Origin of the sequence: Burkholderia sp. 28_3 (genome assembly GCF_003253915.1) — a bacterium.
Taxonomy (GTDB): Bacteria; Pseudomonadota; Gammaproteobacteria; order Burkholderiales; family Burkholderiaceae; genus Burkholderia; species Burkholderia cenocepacia.
In genome coordinates this window covers 48,724-62,869 of the sequence record NZ_QKZF01000006.1, presented here as the reverse complement: position 1 = coordinate 62,869, position 14,146 = coordinate 48,724, and the positions used below count along the sequence as shown (strand labels likewise).

Annotated in this window: 14 protein-coding genes and 1 tRNA gene; 1 reads left to right on the top strand and 14 read right to left on the bottom strand. The window is 67.9% G+C overall.

The genetic code is table 11. The features are described from left to right. Positions 1-3 precede the first annotated feature (3 nt). Entirely contained in the window at positions 4-1,152 is a 1,149-nt protein-coding gene (gene rodA / locus DFS13_RS15230) for a rod shape-determining protein RodA (protein WP_006482564.1), read from the top strand. Positions 1,153-1,230: 78 nt separating this feature from the next. On the opposite strand, the gene DFS13_RS15225 is transcribed toward rodA, so the two are convergent. The 14 genes from DFS13_RS15225 to def all read right to left on the bottom strand — a co-directional run bounded on the left by DFS13_RS15225 (position 1,231) and on the right by def (position 14,046). Further along, positions 1,231-1,983 (bottom strand): tetratricopeptide repeat protein, encoded by a 753-nt coding sequence (locus DFS13_RS15225; RefSeq protein WP_048987582.1) that lies wholly within the window; start codon positions 1,981-1,983, stop codon positions 1,231-1,233. Next, positions 1,980-2,765, bottom strand: coding sequence for an HpcH/HpaI aldolase/citrate lyase family protein (locus tag DFS13_RS15220; RefSeq protein WP_111441859.1), 786 nt, complete (start codon positions 2,763-2,765; stop codon positions 1,980-1,982). Before DFS13_RS15220 ends, DFS13_RS15225 begins: the two co-directional genes overlap by 4 nt. A 325-nt stretch (positions 2,766-3,090) precedes the next feature. Next, positions 3,091-3,543: a 6-carboxytetrahydropterin synthase QueD gene (gene queD / locus DFS13_RS15215; protein ID WP_006482561.1), complete on the bottom strand. Its 453-nt coding sequence runs from the start codon at positions 3,541-3,543 to the stop codon at positions 3,091-3,093. Between the two features lie 18 nt (positions 3,544-3,561). Next, positions 3,562-4,194 (bottom strand): 7-carboxy-7-deazaguanine synthase, encoded by a 633-nt coding sequence (gene queE / locus DFS13_RS15210; protein ID WP_006495383.1) that lies wholly within the window; start codon positions 4,192-4,194, stop codon positions 3,562-3,564. Between the two features lie 75 nt (positions 4,195-4,269). Further along, positions 4,270-5,004, bottom strand: a complete 735-nt coding sequence (gene queC / locus DFS13_RS15205) for a 7-cyano-7-deazaguanine synthase QueC (RefSeq protein ID WP_006482568.1) — start codon at positions 5,002-5,004, stop codon at positions 4,270-4,272. Between the two features lie 351 nt (positions 5,005-5,355). Next, positions 5,356-5,431: transfer RNA gene (locus DFS13_RS15200), tRNA-Phe, on the bottom strand. Between the two features lie 60 nt (positions 5,432-5,491). Beyond that, the gene (gene esaR / locus DFS13_RS15195) at positions 5,492-6,193 is read right to left on the bottom strand and encodes a response regulator transcription factor EsaR (protein ID WP_006495385.1); all 702 of its coding nucleotides are present in this window, start codon (positions 6,191-6,193) and stop codon (positions 5,492-5,494) included. Further along, positions 6,194-8,608, bottom strand: a complete 2,415-nt coding sequence (gene esaS, locus DFS13_RS15190) for a sensor histidine kinase EsaS (protein ID WP_034178451.1) — start codon at positions 8,606-8,608, stop codon at positions 6,194-6,196. It lies immediately after the preceding gene. Continuing rightward, the gene (locus tag DFS13_RS15185) at positions 8,598-9,188 is read right to left on the bottom strand and encodes a DUF4390 domain-containing protein (protein ID WP_006477467.1); all 591 of its coding nucleotides are present in this window, start codon (positions 9,186-9,188) and stop codon (positions 8,598-8,600) included. The genes esaS and DFS13_RS15185 overlap by 11 nt, the downstream gene beginning before the upstream one ends. After that, positions 9,185-10,576, bottom strand: a complete 1,392-nt coding sequence (gene rsmB / locus DFS13_RS15180; RefSeq protein ID WP_006485768.1) for a 16S rRNA (cytosine(967)-C(5))-methyltransferase RsmB — start codon at positions 10,574-10,576, stop codon at positions 9,185-9,187. The genes DFS13_RS15185 and rsmB overlap by 4 nt, the downstream gene beginning before the upstream one ends. A gap of 220 nt (positions 10,577-10,796) precedes the next feature. After that, positions 10,797-11,654, bottom strand: coding sequence for a zinc metalloprotease HtpX (gene htpX, locus DFS13_RS15175; protein ID WP_006485774.1), 858 nt, complete (start codon positions 11,652-11,654; stop codon positions 10,797-10,799). A 99-nt stretch (positions 11,655-11,753) separates the two neighbouring features. Further along, entirely contained in the window at positions 11,754-12,395 is a 642-nt protein-coding gene (locus tag DFS13_RS15170) for a LysE family translocator (protein WP_034201221.1), read from the bottom strand. Positions 12,396-12,515: 120 nt separating this feature from the next. Beyond that, positions 12,516-13,508: a methionyl-tRNA formyltransferase gene (gene fmt, locus DFS13_RS15165; protein WP_105866524.1), complete on the bottom strand. Its 993-nt coding sequence runs from the start codon at positions 13,506-13,508 to the stop codon at positions 12,516-12,518. 34 nt (positions 13,509-13,542) lie between these two features. Further along, positions 13,543-14,046, bottom strand: a complete 504-nt coding sequence (gene def, locus DFS13_RS15160; protein WP_006485794.1) for a peptide deformylase — start codon at positions 14,044-14,046, stop codon at positions 13,543-13,545. Positions 14,047-14,146 lie beyond the last annotated feature (100 nt).

Below are 14,146 nucleotides of genomic sequence, written 5' to 3'. Positions count from 1 at the left end.
GGCATGCAATTCGACAAGCGCGCCTGGCTCGACAAGATCAAGCAGATGTTCGCGGGCTTCGACCGTCCGCTCGCCCTCATCGTGTTCCTGCTGCTGTGCGTCGGCATCGTCACACTGTACAGCGCGTCGATCGACGTGCCGGGCCGCGTCGAGGACCAGTTGCGCAACATCCTGCTGACGTTCGTGCTGATGTGGGTGATCGCCAACATCCCGCCGACCACGCTGATGCGCTTCGCGGTCCCGCTCTACACGTTCGGGGTCACGCTGCTGATTGCCGTCGCGCTGTTCGGGATGACCAAGAAGGGCGCGAAGCGCTGGCTGAACGTCGGCGTCGTGATCCAGCCGTCCGAAATCCTCAAGATCGCGACGCCGCTGATGCTCGCGTGGTACTACCAGCGCCGCGAAGGCGGGCTGCGCTGGTACGACTTCATCGCCGCGTTCGGGATCCTGCTGGTGCCGGTCGGGCTGATCGCGAAGCAGCCGGACCTCGGCACGGGCCTGCTCGTGTTCGCGGCCGGCTTCTTCGTGATCTACCTCGCCGGCCTGTCGTTCAAGCTGATCGTGCCGGTGCTCGTCGCGGGCGTGATCGCGGTCGGCTCGATCGCGGTGTTCGAGGAACGCATCTGCCAGCCTGAAGTGCAGTGGCCGCTGATGCACGACTACCAGAAACACCGGGTGTGTACGCTGCTCGACCCGACGTCCGACCCGCTCGGCAAGGGCTTCCACACGATCCAGGCCGTGATCGCGATCGGCTCGGGCGGCGTGCTCGGCAAGGGCTACCTGAAAGGCACGCAGGCGCACCTCGAATTCATTCCGGAAAAGCACACCGATTTCATCTTCGCGGTGTTCTCGGAGGAATGGGGTCTCGCCGGCGGGCTCGTGCTGCTGACGCTGTACATGGCGCTGATCGCGCGCGGGCTCTACATCGCCGCGCAGGGCGCGACGCTGTTCGGCCGGCTGCTCGCGGGCTCGCTCACGCTCGCGTTCTTCGTCTACGCGTTCGTCAATATCGGGATGGTGAGCGGCGTGTTGCCGGTCGTCGGCGTGCCGCTGCCGTTCATGAGTTACGGCGGCACCGCGCTCACGACGCTCGGCATCGCGATCGGGATGATCATGAGCGTCGGGCGGCAGCGGCGGTTGATGAAGAGTTGACCGCGCGGCCTGCGCTGCGGCACACGACAACGGCGCCTGCGGGCGCCGTTTTGCATCGGGCGGACCGAATGCAGCCGCTTACTGCGGCGGCGCGTGCGGTTTGCCTGGCTCCGCGCCGGTGCCCGATGCCGGCCCCGGCGCCTTCAGCCGCGCGCTCAGCTCCTTGAATTTCATCCCGGCCGTCTCGTCGCCCTGCGCAGCGGCCGCCGCGTAGTACGCGCGTGCGATGTTCAGGTTCTGCGCGACGCCGTCGCCGCCGCGCTCGTAGAACGACGCGGTCACGTACTGCGCGGTCGGCTCGCCCGCGTCGGCGGCCTGCTTGTACCACGCGAACGCCTGCCGGTTGTCGCGCGGCGTGCCGCGCCCGTCGAGGAACTGGTTCGCGAGCGACAGCTCGGCCTGCACGTGCCCCTGCTTCGCGGCCCGCAGGAACCAGCGATGCGCTTCCGCCGGATTGCGCGCGACGAACTCGCCATCGTCGAACATCCGGCCGTACACGTACTGCGCATGCGACATGTTCGCTTCCGCCGCGCGCTTGAGCCAGCGCAGCCCTTCGTCGACGTTCGCGGTCACACCTTCGCCCGTCAGCAGCATCATCGCGTAGTTGAACTGCGCGAGGCGATCGCCGCGCTCGGCCGCATCGTGGAATTGCACCAGCGCCGCGCGATAGTCGCCGGCGTTGTAGTCGGCGACCGCCGATTGCGTCTCGCGCGACGGGTCAGGCTTCGCTTGCGGCGCGCCCTGCGCGACGGCCGCCGCCCACACGGCCCACAGGCCGACCATCGCCCCGATCCGCGCGCGCCCGCAGCACGCACCGTCTGCGCCGTTCATGACCGTACCTCCTGCAACGCCTGCCGCGTCGCGCGCAACAGCCAGCTCACGTCGGCCGACACCGTGATCATCCGGTAGCCGGCCTCGCGATACTGGCGCGCGGCCGCCGTGTCGCCCGCGAAGATGCCGACCGCGACGCCCGCCTGCTTGCCCGCCGCGAGCACGCGCGCCATCGCGGTTTCGACGTCCGGGTGGCGGATATCGCCGAGATGCCCAAGGCTCGCCGCGAGATCGGCCGGGCCGACGAACAGGCAATCGACACCGGGCGTCGCCGCGATCCGCTCGACTTCGTCGACGCCGCGCGCCGATTCGACCTGCACGATCACCGCGACTTGCGTATTCGCCGTCTGCAGGTAGTCGCGGCGCATGCCGAACGCCGCCGCGCGCACCATGCCCGCGACGCCGCGCAGCCCGTCCGGCGATTCGGGCGACGGGAAGCGCGTGAGCCGCACCGCGTGCGCGGCGTCGTCGGGCGTCTCGATACACGGAAACATCAGCGTGCGGGCGCCGGCGTCGAGCGCACGCTTCACGAGCCACGGCTCGCGCGCCGGCACGCGCACGACCGGCTCGCTCGGCAGGTGCGCCGCGGCGATCGCGCGCAGTTGCGACGCCACGTCACGACTGTCGTTCGGCGCATGCTCCATGTCGATGCAGAGCCAGTCGTAACCGGCATGCGCGAGCGCTTCCGCGGCCGAGTCGCTGCCGAGCGACAGCCACAGGCCGTACAGCGGCTCGTCGCCGTCGCGCAGGCGTTGTTTGAGGGAATTGGTGAGCGTGCTCATCGATACGGCCTCCGGAACGGAACGGCAATCGAACGGGACAAGCAACTGGCGAAGCGGAAGCGGAATGCATACCGCCGGGCAACCGAAGCACGGTGGCGGCGGCAGATCGCACGCCAGAGAACGTGAGTCGGCCCGGGACGACCGATCTGACAAAGCGGGCCGCGCAATGGCTCACGCGCGCGTTTTTCCGTGCCGCACGACGATCATAGCGCGGCCGGATGCTCGATGCGGGAACCGACGGGGGAAGCCCTACCGGCGCGGGACGCGGCGGCTGGCGGCGACGGCCAGCCCGCGCCGAACGGCGGGGCTGCCGGGAAAGGCAGGATCAGCGGCCAGGCTGGCGCTCGACGTCGGCCCAGCAGTTCGGCGTTTCGTACAGACGCACGCGCTCGAGGCGCAGATTCACGCCGTAGTGCGCGTCGTACACGTTCGCGAGCAGGTCGAACGCGATCGCCGCGAGGTTCTCGACGGTCGGGATCCGGTCGATCACGACCGTCTTGTGGTCGGCCATCTGCTCGAGGAACGAACGCACGACCTCGTCGCGCGCATAGACCAGGAACGCGTGATCCCACTTGCTGACGAGGTGCTCCATCGCGAGCGCCTTCACGTCGGCGAAATCCATCACCATGCCGCGGTCGGGCGCCCCCTCGGTATCGACGAGATCGCCGCGCAGCGTGATTTCGAGCACGTAGCGATGGCCGTGCAGGTTCCTGCACTGGCTGCGGTGATCGGGGATGCGGTGGCCCGCGTCGAATTCGAGTTTTCGGGTAATCAGCACGATGTCAAAAGCCGTGGCTCAGGGAATGTTCAGATATTTGTGGGTCTGCATCGACAGCCGCCACTGCGGATGACGCTTGCACCAGTCGATCGCGAGCTTCGTATTGAGGTCGCGCGACGGGCCGTCCATCGGCTGCACGAGAAAATACTCAAAGTCGAGCTTCGCGTAGTCGGCCAGCCGCTGGTTGTCCTGCGGCACGACGACCTTCAGTTCGTTGCCCTTCGTGACGACGAGCGGCGCATCGGCCTTCGGGCTCACGCAGATCCAGTCGATCGATTCGAGCACCGGCAGCGAACCGTTGGTTTCGATCGCGATCTCGAAGCCGGCCGCATGCAGCGCGTCGACGAGCGGCTGGTCGAGCTGCAGCATCGGCTCGCCACCCGTGCAGACGACGAAGCGGTGCGCTTCGCCCGCCGGCCACAGGCCGGCGATCGTCGCGACGAGCGCGGCGGCGTCCTTGAACTTGCCGCCGTTCTCGCCGTCGGTGCCGACGAAGTCCGTATCGCAGAAGCGGCACACGGCCTCCGCACGATCCTCTTCGCGGCCCGACCACAGATTGCAGCCGGCGAACCGGCAGAACACGGCCGGCCGGCCCGCATTCGCGCCCTCGCCCTGCAACGTGTAGAAAATTTCCTTGACCGCGTAAGTCATCGTCCTTCGTCCGGCTCGCGCCGCTCGTTGTCGATCAGAATCCGTTGTCCATCAAGCGCCGCCGGCGCAGCCGCGTCACAGCGGCGCTTCGGTCACCCGCTCGCCCTTCAGGTAGGCCTCGTAGCCGCGCTTGCGCAGCTTGCAGGCCGGGCATTCGCCACAGCCGAAGCCCCAGTCGTGCAGTTCCGCGCGCTCGCCCACGTAGCAGGTGTGCGTCTCGACGCGGATCAGTTCGACGAGCGCGTCGCCGCCGAGCTGTTCGGCGAGCTGCCAGGTCTGCGCCTTGTCGAGCCACATCAGCGGCGTCTCGAGCACCATGCGCGTATCCATCCCGAGATTCAGCGCGACCTGCAGCGCCTTCATCGTGTCGTCGCGGCAGTCCGGATAGCCCGAAAAATCGGTCTCGCACATCCCGCCGACCAGCACGCGCAGCCCGCGCCGATAGGCGATCGCCGCGGCGATCGTCATGAACATCAGGTTGCGGCCCGGCACGAACGTGTTCGGCAGGCCGTTCGCCGTCGTCTCGATCTCGATCGTGCGCGTCATCGCGGTATCGCTGATCGCGCCGAGCACCGACAGGTCGATCATGTGATCGTCGCCGAGCCGGTCCGACCACGCGGGAAACCTGTGCTTCAGCGCTTCGCGCACGCCTTCGCGGCACTCGAGTTCGACGCGATGACGCTGGCCGTAATCGAAGCCGAGCGTCTCGACCGTCTGGTAGCGTTCGAGGGCCCATGCCACGCACGTGGCGGAATCCTGCCCGCCGGAAAACAACACGAGCGCGCCGTCTTTAGCGTCTGTCCGAATCACCGTGATACTCCGTGAATGTGTAGGCTCGCGTCGCACTGCGCCCCGAGGCCGGCTGCCGCCGGGCGGCCCGACGCGGCCGGCCTGTGCCGGCTCGACCAGTATAGGCAGCGCGCTCGGCCGCGAATGCGGCGGCGCGCTTATACCGCTCATCGCACGGCATCGTTGCCGCGCGCCACGACAGGCGCACCGCGAGCAGCCTGCCATGCGCATGAAGCGATGCGCTAAGTCATTGAGCGGGCACGGATTTTATCATGCCCCGGCGAATGCTGCCGGGCCCGCGGCCCACGACACGCGATACCCACCACAAACGAAAAACCCCAAGAACCTTCCGATTCTTGGGGTTTTAAATGCTGGTGGCCTGGGACGGAATCGAACCATCGACACGCGGATTTTCAATCCGCTGCTCTACCAACTGAGCTACCGGGCCAACGAAGAATGAAAGTATATCGAGCTATTCGCCCCCGAGCAAGTGCTTTCGCAAAATATTTTACAGCGCGCCTTCGGACGGCTTCTTGCCGAGCTCGACGCCGAGTTGCTTGAGCTTGCGATACAGGTGCGTGCGCTCGAGGCCCGTCTTCTCCGCGACGCGCGTCATGCTGCCGTTCTCGCGCGCGAGGTGATATTCGAAGTACGCGCGCTCGAACGCATCGCGCGCTTCGCGCAACGGGATGTCGAACGGGATCGCGGCCGTCTGGCCCGCGAGGCCGAGCGCCGACGCCATGTCGTCGCCGAGCGTCGGCAGCGCCGCCGCGGACGCGACCGCCGCCGGCCCCGCGGCCTGCCCGCCGCCCGCCTTCGCCGCCGCGTTCGCGGACACCGGCGCCGCGCCGCGGGCGAGACCGTGCTCGACCGACTTCAGCAGCTTCTGCAGCGCGATCGGTTTCTCGAGGAAATCGAGCGCGCCGATCTTGGTCGCCTCGACGGCCGTATCGATCGTCGCGTGCCCGGACATCATGATCACGGGCATCGTCAGCAGCCCCTGCGCCGCCCATTCCTTGAGCAGCGTGACGCCGTCGGTATCGGGCATCCAGATATCGAGCAGCACGAGATCGGGCGCCTGATTCAGCCGGTATTCCCGCGCGGCCTGCGCGTTCTCCGCCGCCTCGACGACATGTCCTTCATCGCTGAGGATCTCCGAGAGCAATTCCCGGATGCCCATTTCATCATCTACCACCAGGATGGTTGCCATTTACGCTGCCTTTGTCTGCTCACTTGCTTTTGTCTTGGCGGGTGTCGTCCCGTCCTGTGCGCCCGGTTCGGCGCCTGGCGTATCGCTCGCCATCTGCAGGAAGAGGATCGACACCTGCGCACCCTCGACGGTCTCGCCGTGCATGCGATTGCGCAGATCGATCCGCGCGCCGTGCTCGTCAACGATTTTCTTGACCGTGGCCAGCCCGAGCCCCGTGCCCTTCGCCTTGGTCGTCACGTAAGGCTCGAACGCACGGGTCAGGATGCGTGCCGGAAAACCGGGCCCGTTGTCGGACACGGTAAGACGTACCGCGACGCGCGTTTTGCCCTCGGCGTCGGGGTCGCCATATTCTACTGTCTTGGTTTCGATCAACACACGCGGATGCGCGGACTCCGCGACCGAATCCTGCGCATTCTGCAGCAGGTTGTGAATCACCTGGCGCAATTGCGTCGCGTCGCCGCGAATCACCGGCAGCGACGGCGCGAGCTCGGCGACGATCGGGCTCTTGCCCTCGCCGACGCCGTACAGCCCGAGCACCTCGCTCGCCAGTTCGTTCAACTGCAGGTTCGCGAGCACCGCCGGCGGCGTGCGCGCGTATTCGCGAAAATCGTCGACCATCCGCTTCATCGCGGCCACCTGGTTCACGATCATCGTCGCGCCGCGCTTGAGCACGTCCGCGTCGGGTGGTGCGAGCTTGTCCGACAGCTTCATCTGCAGCCGCTCGGCCGACAGCTGGATCGGCGTCAGCGGATTCTTGATCTCGTGCGCGAGCCGCCGCGCGACCTCGCCCCACGCGACCGAACGCTGCGCGGAAATCACGTCGGAAATGTCGTCGAACACGACCACGTAGCCGGACGTCTGCGGATCGTCGGCCTGCCCTTCGACCGTCGACACGAGGCGCGTGCCGCGTACGAGCAGCGTCAGCGGATCGGTTTCGCCCGGCACCTCGATCGCGAACTGCTGCTGCCAGTGGCCGCGATCACCGCTGCCGCCGTCGGACGCCGCCTCGCGATCGGCGAACGCCTTGCGCACCATCGCGCCGAACCCGGCGGCCACGCCGATCCGGTCGAGCGTCGTGCCGATCAGCGTGTTGAACGGCTGCCGGAAGATCCGCTCGGCGCCGCGATTGGCCGTCGTCAGCCGGAACTGGCGATCGAGCACGAACACGCCGGCCGTCAGGTTCGCGAGGATGCTCTCGAGATACGTCTTCGAATGCTCGAGCGCGATGCGGTTCTTCTCGACCGCGAGCCGCGCCTCGGACAACTGGCGCGTCATCGCGTTGAACGACTGCGTGAGGAAGCCGAGCTCGTCGCGCGTCTTGATCTCGCGCTTCGGCGTGTAGTCGCCTTCCGTGATCTCCTTCGTACCCTGCGCGAGCAGGAACAGCGGCCGTGCGAGCTGCTGGCCGAGCGCGAGCGCGAGCATCATCGCGATGAAGGTCGCGAGGAACAGCGCGAGCGTCAGCGTGCCGATGTACATCTTGCGCAGCCCCGTGCGGCCGAGCGACTTTGCCTGGTACTCGCTGTACGCGCGCTGCACGGCGTCCGCGTTGTGCGCGAGCGTCGGCGGCACCGGCTGCGTGAGCTGCAGGAACCGCTCCGCCGGCTGCAGCAGCGACGTCGTCGCGTCGGGAATCGGCCGCACGACGCGCAGCCGCAGCGCGCCCTTCGCGCCGTGTGCGCGCGGGTCGCCGTCGACTTCGCCCTCGATCGCCGCATACGCGCCGTGTTCGCGCGCCTGGCTCAACATCAGCGGCGTCGGCAGGTCGTCCGGAATCAGCGCCGCGAAATTGCCCGACGCCTGCGCGACGATGTGCAGGTCGGGCGCGGCGCCCGAGCCGCCGCGGCTCGGCTCGACGATCGTCGCGTCCTGCACGCCGAACTGGTCGCGCAGCCGCAGCAGCGTGAGCGTCGTGCCGTTCGTGTTCGCATCGACGCTCGCGAGCTGGTCGGACATCAGCCGCGCCTTCGTCTGCAGATCGGACAGCGACGCATCGAGCATCCCGCGGCCGAGGTTCAGGCCGGCCGTCAGCGCCGTCTCGACGTTCACGTCGAACCACGACTCGATACTGCGCGACACGAACTGGTACGACACGATGTAGATGATCCCGCCCGGCACCACGCCGACGAGCGCGAAGAACACCGCGAGCTTCGCGAGCAGCCGTGTGCCGAACTTGCCCTTCCTCAGGCGCACGACGATCATCCCGATCAGCCCGAGCACCACGAGCAGGAACACGAGCGCGACGACGATGTTCGTCGCGTACAGCCACGAGTAGTAGCGATCGAAGAATTCGGTGTTCGCGCTCGCGGCCGCCAGCAGCACGAGCAGCAGCAGCGCGGTCAGCGCGACGGTCGAAACGATCACGCGGACGAGGAGGCTCTTCCCGCTGGCCGCGCGGCGTACTTTATTTAGCACGTTCGGTCACCGTGAAGTTGAAGCGCTTCCAGTCCGACCCGAGCGTCCAGTCGCGATTGTTCACCGCGTCGACCTGGAACGGCTTCGGCATCAGCGCCGTATCGAGCTGCATCCGCACCGACGCCGTGTAGGTTTCGCCGGCACGCACCTGGTTACGGTCGATCACGTGCCACGACGTGATGTGCCGTACCACCGCGAGCGCATCCTTCAGCGACGGGAAGCCGAGCTGCAGGCCGCCCGTCGACACGCGGTACTCGCGCGTGAGCGGCTGGAACGACAGGCGGATCGTCTGCGTGACCGCCACCGGCTGCTCGTCGAACCAGTACCAGCGCGCGCGGCTCAGCTCGAAGTCGGTCGTGAAGTAAAGCGGGATGCCCTTGTTGACGGCATCCTCGAGGTTCGGATTCAGCTCGAAGTCGAACCGTGCGTCGAGGCTCCAGCCGCTTCCGTCGGACTGGAGCGACGCGCGTTGCACGGCGATCGATTCGGCATGCGCCGGCCGCACGACGGCCAGGCACAGCGTCAACGCGACCAGCAAGACGGCCGCGAGCCGAAAGGGAAAAAGGTGTTTGATCGTCACCGTTTCTGAAACCGCGCGTAGAAAAATCCGTCGTGATCGGTGTTCTGGTCGAGTGCGCCGGCGGCCGCCCGTCCCTGCACGCCGCCCGGCAGCAGTTGGCCGGGGGCGTCCAATCGTACCGCATCTTCACAGGCCGCTTCAAACCAGCGGGCCTGCCCTTCGCCTTCTTCGGGGAAGATCGAACAGGTCACGTAAAGCAGTTCGCCGCCCGGCTTCACGAGCGGCCACAGCGCCGACAGGATGCGACGCTGCTCCGCGACCAGCGCCGGGATGTCGGCCTCGCGGCGCAGCCAGCGGATGTCGGGGTGCCGCCGCACGATGCCGGACGCCGAGCACGGCACGTCGGCCAGGATGCGATCGAACGGACGCCCGTCGTACCACGCGTCCGGCGCGCCCGCGTCGCCGACGCACACGTTCGCCGCGAGCGACAGGCGCACGAGATTCTCGCCGATGCGCGCCGCGCGCGTCGCGTCGCTTTCGAGCGCCACGACTTCCGCGTCGGCGAGTTCGAGAATATGGCCGGTCTTGCCGCCGGGCGCCGCGCACGCGTCGAGCACGCGCATGCCGTCGCGCGCGCCGAGCCATTCGGCCGCGAGCTGCGCGCCGGCGTCCTGCACCGACACCACGCCGTCGGCGAAGCCCGGAATGCGGTCGACCGGCAGCGCCGACGCGAGCCGCACCGCATGCCGGCCGATCGCGACCGCTTCGATTCCGCTCGCACGCAGCGTGTCGAGATACGCATCGACGTTCGCGCGACGCGCGTTCACGCGCAGCGTCAGCGGCCCCTGGCGCTCGCCGGCCGCGAGGATCGCCTGCCACGCGTCGGGCCATGCGCGCTTCACCGCATCGACCCACCACGCACGGTAGTTCCAGCACGCAACCGGATCGTCCTGCATCGCCGCGACGAGTGCGTCGCGCTCGCGCAGGAAACGGCGCAGCACCGCGTTGACCATCCCCTTCGCGAACGCGAATTCGCGCCGCGCACCGATGACGGTGACGGCCTGGTCGACCACCGTGAACGCCGGGTACGCAGCTTCGTCAGGCGGGTCGAGCAGCAGCGCGAACGCGCCGGCGAGCACCGCGTGCACGTGCGCGGGCGGCGCCTTGCTGACGAACTTGCCGATCAGCCAGTCCGCGCTGCCGAGGCGACGCATCGTCCGGTAGGCGACGTCCTGCGTCGCGCCGCGTGCGAGCGCCTGCGCGCCGGACGGCATCTGCGCGAATACCGTCGACAGTGCCGCCGGCAACGCGGTGCCGCGTCGCACCGCATCGACCGCCTGCGCGGCCGCGTCGAGCGCGAAGCCGAGCGAATCGGGCGCCAGGTGCAGCGCAGCCAGGCGCGCCGGGCGGCCGGAAGAAGTCGGAGCGGAAGAACGGGGTCGTGTCATCGGTACGGAATCGGCAAGCAGGCGCGGCAAACAAATGCGGCAAACGGCGGGATCGCAGTCGCCGGATGGCCCGGCGATCCCAAACCGCGCATTGTAGCGTGCGACCATGCTGCCCCTTTGGCCCCTTTACGGCGAGCGCAAATGAAACACCCCGCAGCACGGCGCATGCGGGGTGGCAAGGGGGCCTCCGCGCGACATCAGCCGCGCGGTACACCGGAGGTCAATCGAAGCGGCCGGTGCGCGCCATCTCCATCAGGCGCGCGATGCGTTCCTCGGTGGCCGGGTGCGTCGAGAACAGGTTCTGCAGGCCGCCGCCGTGCAGCGGGTTCATGATCATCATCTGCGCGGTGGCCGGATGGGCCTCGGCCGCCTGGAACGGAATGCCCGCCGCATAGCGATGAATCTTGTCGAGCGCGGTGGCGAGCGACTGCGGATCGCCGGAAATCTGCGCGCCGCCGCGGTCGGCCTCGAACTCGCGGGCCCGCGAAATCGCCATCTGGATCAGGGCGCCCGCGATCGGCGCGAGCAGCGCGACCGCGATACCCGCGATCGGATTGGCCGGCCGGCCGTTCTCGTCGCGCCCGCCGAAGAACATCGCGAAGTTCGCGAGTGCCGAGATCGCACCCGCCATCGTCGCGGTGATCGTCGAGATCAGGATGTCGCGGTGCTTCACGTGCGCGAGCTCGTGCGCCATCACCCCGCGCATCTCGCGCTCCGACAACACGCGCAGGATACCCGTCGTCGCGGCGACCGCCGCGTGCTCGGGGTTGCGGCCCGTCGCGAACGCGTTCGGCGCATCCTCGTTGATCAGGTAGACGCGCGGCATCGGCAGGTTCGCGCGCGTGGCCAGCTCGCGCACCATCCGGTAGAACTGCGGCGCCGTGTTCTCGTCGACTTCCTGCGCGTTGTACATGCGCAGCACCATCTTGTCCGAGAACCAGTACGAGAAGAAATTCATGCCGAGCGCGAACAGCAGCGCGATCGTCATGCCGCGCGAGCCGCCGATCATCCCGCCGATCACGATGAACAGGGCCGTGATCGCGGCCATCAGCATCGCCGTTTTGACCCAATTGAACATACCCACTCCTTATCCGTCAGGGGACCGCCGCGCATCACAGGGCGCGGCGGAAAATTGTAAGCGATTTGTTAGATAAGGTCTTGCCGGAAAAATTCAATCTCAGCGTTGCGACGTTGCAAGACGAAGTCCGAGGCCGACGAACGCGCTGCCGACCGTGCGGTCGAGCCACTTCTTGACGCCCGGCTTGCCGGAAAAGCGCTGTGTGACGCTGCCCGCCACCCACGCGACCAGGCTCGTCCATACCGTGCTCATCGCGACGAACACCGCGCCGAGGGTCAGGAACGCCCATGCCTTGTGCGGACTGTCGGCCGAGACGAATTGCGGGAAGAACGACACGAAGAACAGCACGACCTTCGGATTCAGCACGTTGGTCCAGAAGCCCTGCATGAACAGCTGGCGCAGCGGCTTGGCGGCCGCGGCCTGCGCGGCTGCGGCGCCCGACGGCGCGGCGGCCTGCTTCGCGATGATCATCCGCACGCCGAGATAGATCAGGTAGGCGGCGCCGACCAGCTTGATCACCGTGAACGCGGTGGCCGACGCGGCCAGCAGCGCGGTCAGGCCGAACGCGCAGGCGAGCGCGTGAACGCAGCAGCCGGCCGAAATGCCGAACGCCGACATCAGCCCCGCGCCGCGCCCCTGCGCGACGCTGCGGCCGACGATGTAGGCCGTATCAGGGCCGGGCGTAATGTTCAGCAGGAAAACCGCGAACACGAAGAAGCCGAAATGGGTGATGCCGAACATGAAAACCTCGAAACCGGAGAGCGCAGGGAAATTCTACGCGCGCCTGCCGCACCGCGCGACTCGGCCGTCCGGCCAGTTGCGCCGGGCCGGCAGACCGGGTCGAATGGCACTCAGGCCGTGTCAGTCGACGTCGGGCAGCGCGAACCGCTGGCCCGCGGCGAGCGGCGAACCGGCGAGGAATTCGCGCGCGGGCAGCCGCTTGCCGCCCGGCTTCTGCAGCTGAGTGACGCGCAGCGCGCCGCTGCCGCATGCGACCACCACGCCTTCCGGCGCGGCTTCGACGATCGTGCCGGGCGCCTCGTTGGTCATCGTGCCGCGCGCCGCCACGGGCTCGGCCGCCCACAGCTTGATGGCCGCGCCGTCGAGTGTCGCGACGCCGCCCGGGAACGGATCGAATGCACGCACCTGGCGCGCGAGTACGTCGGCCGGCTTGCGCCAATCGAGCGCCGCTTCGTGCTTGCCGATCTTTTCCGCGTAGGTCACGCCGTCGGCGGGCTGCGGCGTCGCCGGCAGCGTGCCGTCGCGCTCGAGCCGAACGAGCGCGTCGACGATCAGCCGCGCGCCGTCGGCGGCGAGGCGGTCGTGCAGCGTCGCGGTCGTATCGTCGGGCGCGATCGCGATGCGCGCCTCCTCGATCATCGCGCCGGTGTCGAGGCCGACGTCCATCTGCATCAGCGTGACGCCCGTCTCGGCGTCGCCGGCCTCGATCGCCCGATGGATCGGCGCGGCGCCGCGCCAGCGCGGCAGCAGCGACGCGTGGATGTTGATGCAGCCCGCGCGCGGGATGTCGAGCACCTCCTGCGGCAGCAGCAGGCCGTACGCGGCCACCACCATCACGTCGTGCGGCGTCGTGCGCAGCAGTTCGATCGCGTCGGCCGCCTCCGCCGGGTACTTGCCGGCGCGACGCAGCGACGGCGGTTGCGCGACGGTCATCCCGTGCTCGACGGCGTAGCGCTTCACGGCACTGGCCTGGAGTTTCATCCCGCGGCCGGCCGGGCGATCGGGCTGGGTAAGCACGAGCGGCACCGGGAAACCGGCCTCGTGGATCGCGGCAAGGGCAGCCGCGGCGAATTCCGGCGTGCCGGCAAAAATCACGCGCAACGTATGGGTCATGACAGCGTTCGGGGTCGGGCTGGGTGCACGCGCATCACATCGCGCGTTCGAGTTTCTTCATCTTCGTCTTGATACGCGTCTGCTTGAGCGGCGACAGGTATTCGACGAACACGCGGCCCATCAGGTGATCCATCTCGTGCTGGACGCACACGGCGAGCAGGCCCTCGCAGTCGAGCTCGAACGTCTCGCCCTGCTCGTTGAGCGCACGCACGCGCACGTGGTCGGGACGCTCGACTTCGTCGTAGATGCCGGGCACCGAAAGGCAGCCTTCTTCATAAGTCTGCTTCGCGTCGCTCGACCACACGATTTCCGGGTTGATGAACGCGCGCAGCTCGTTCTTCTCCTCGGAGACGTCGATCACGATCACGCGCTCGTGCACGTCGACCTGCGTAGCCGCCAGGCCGATGCCGGGCGCCGCGTACATGGTCTCGGCCATGTCGGCGACGAGCTTGCGGATCCGGTCGTCGACCTTGTCGACGGGCTTCGCGACCTTGTGCAGCCGCTTGTCGGGGTAATGAAGAATATTGAGCAAAGCCATGGTGTTCGGTATTCGGTGGAGCGGCGTGCCGCATCGGCCATCCGGCCGGCTGGCGTCGCCGCCGGGATGCAATGAAGATGAGGCGGATGCGTGGCATATC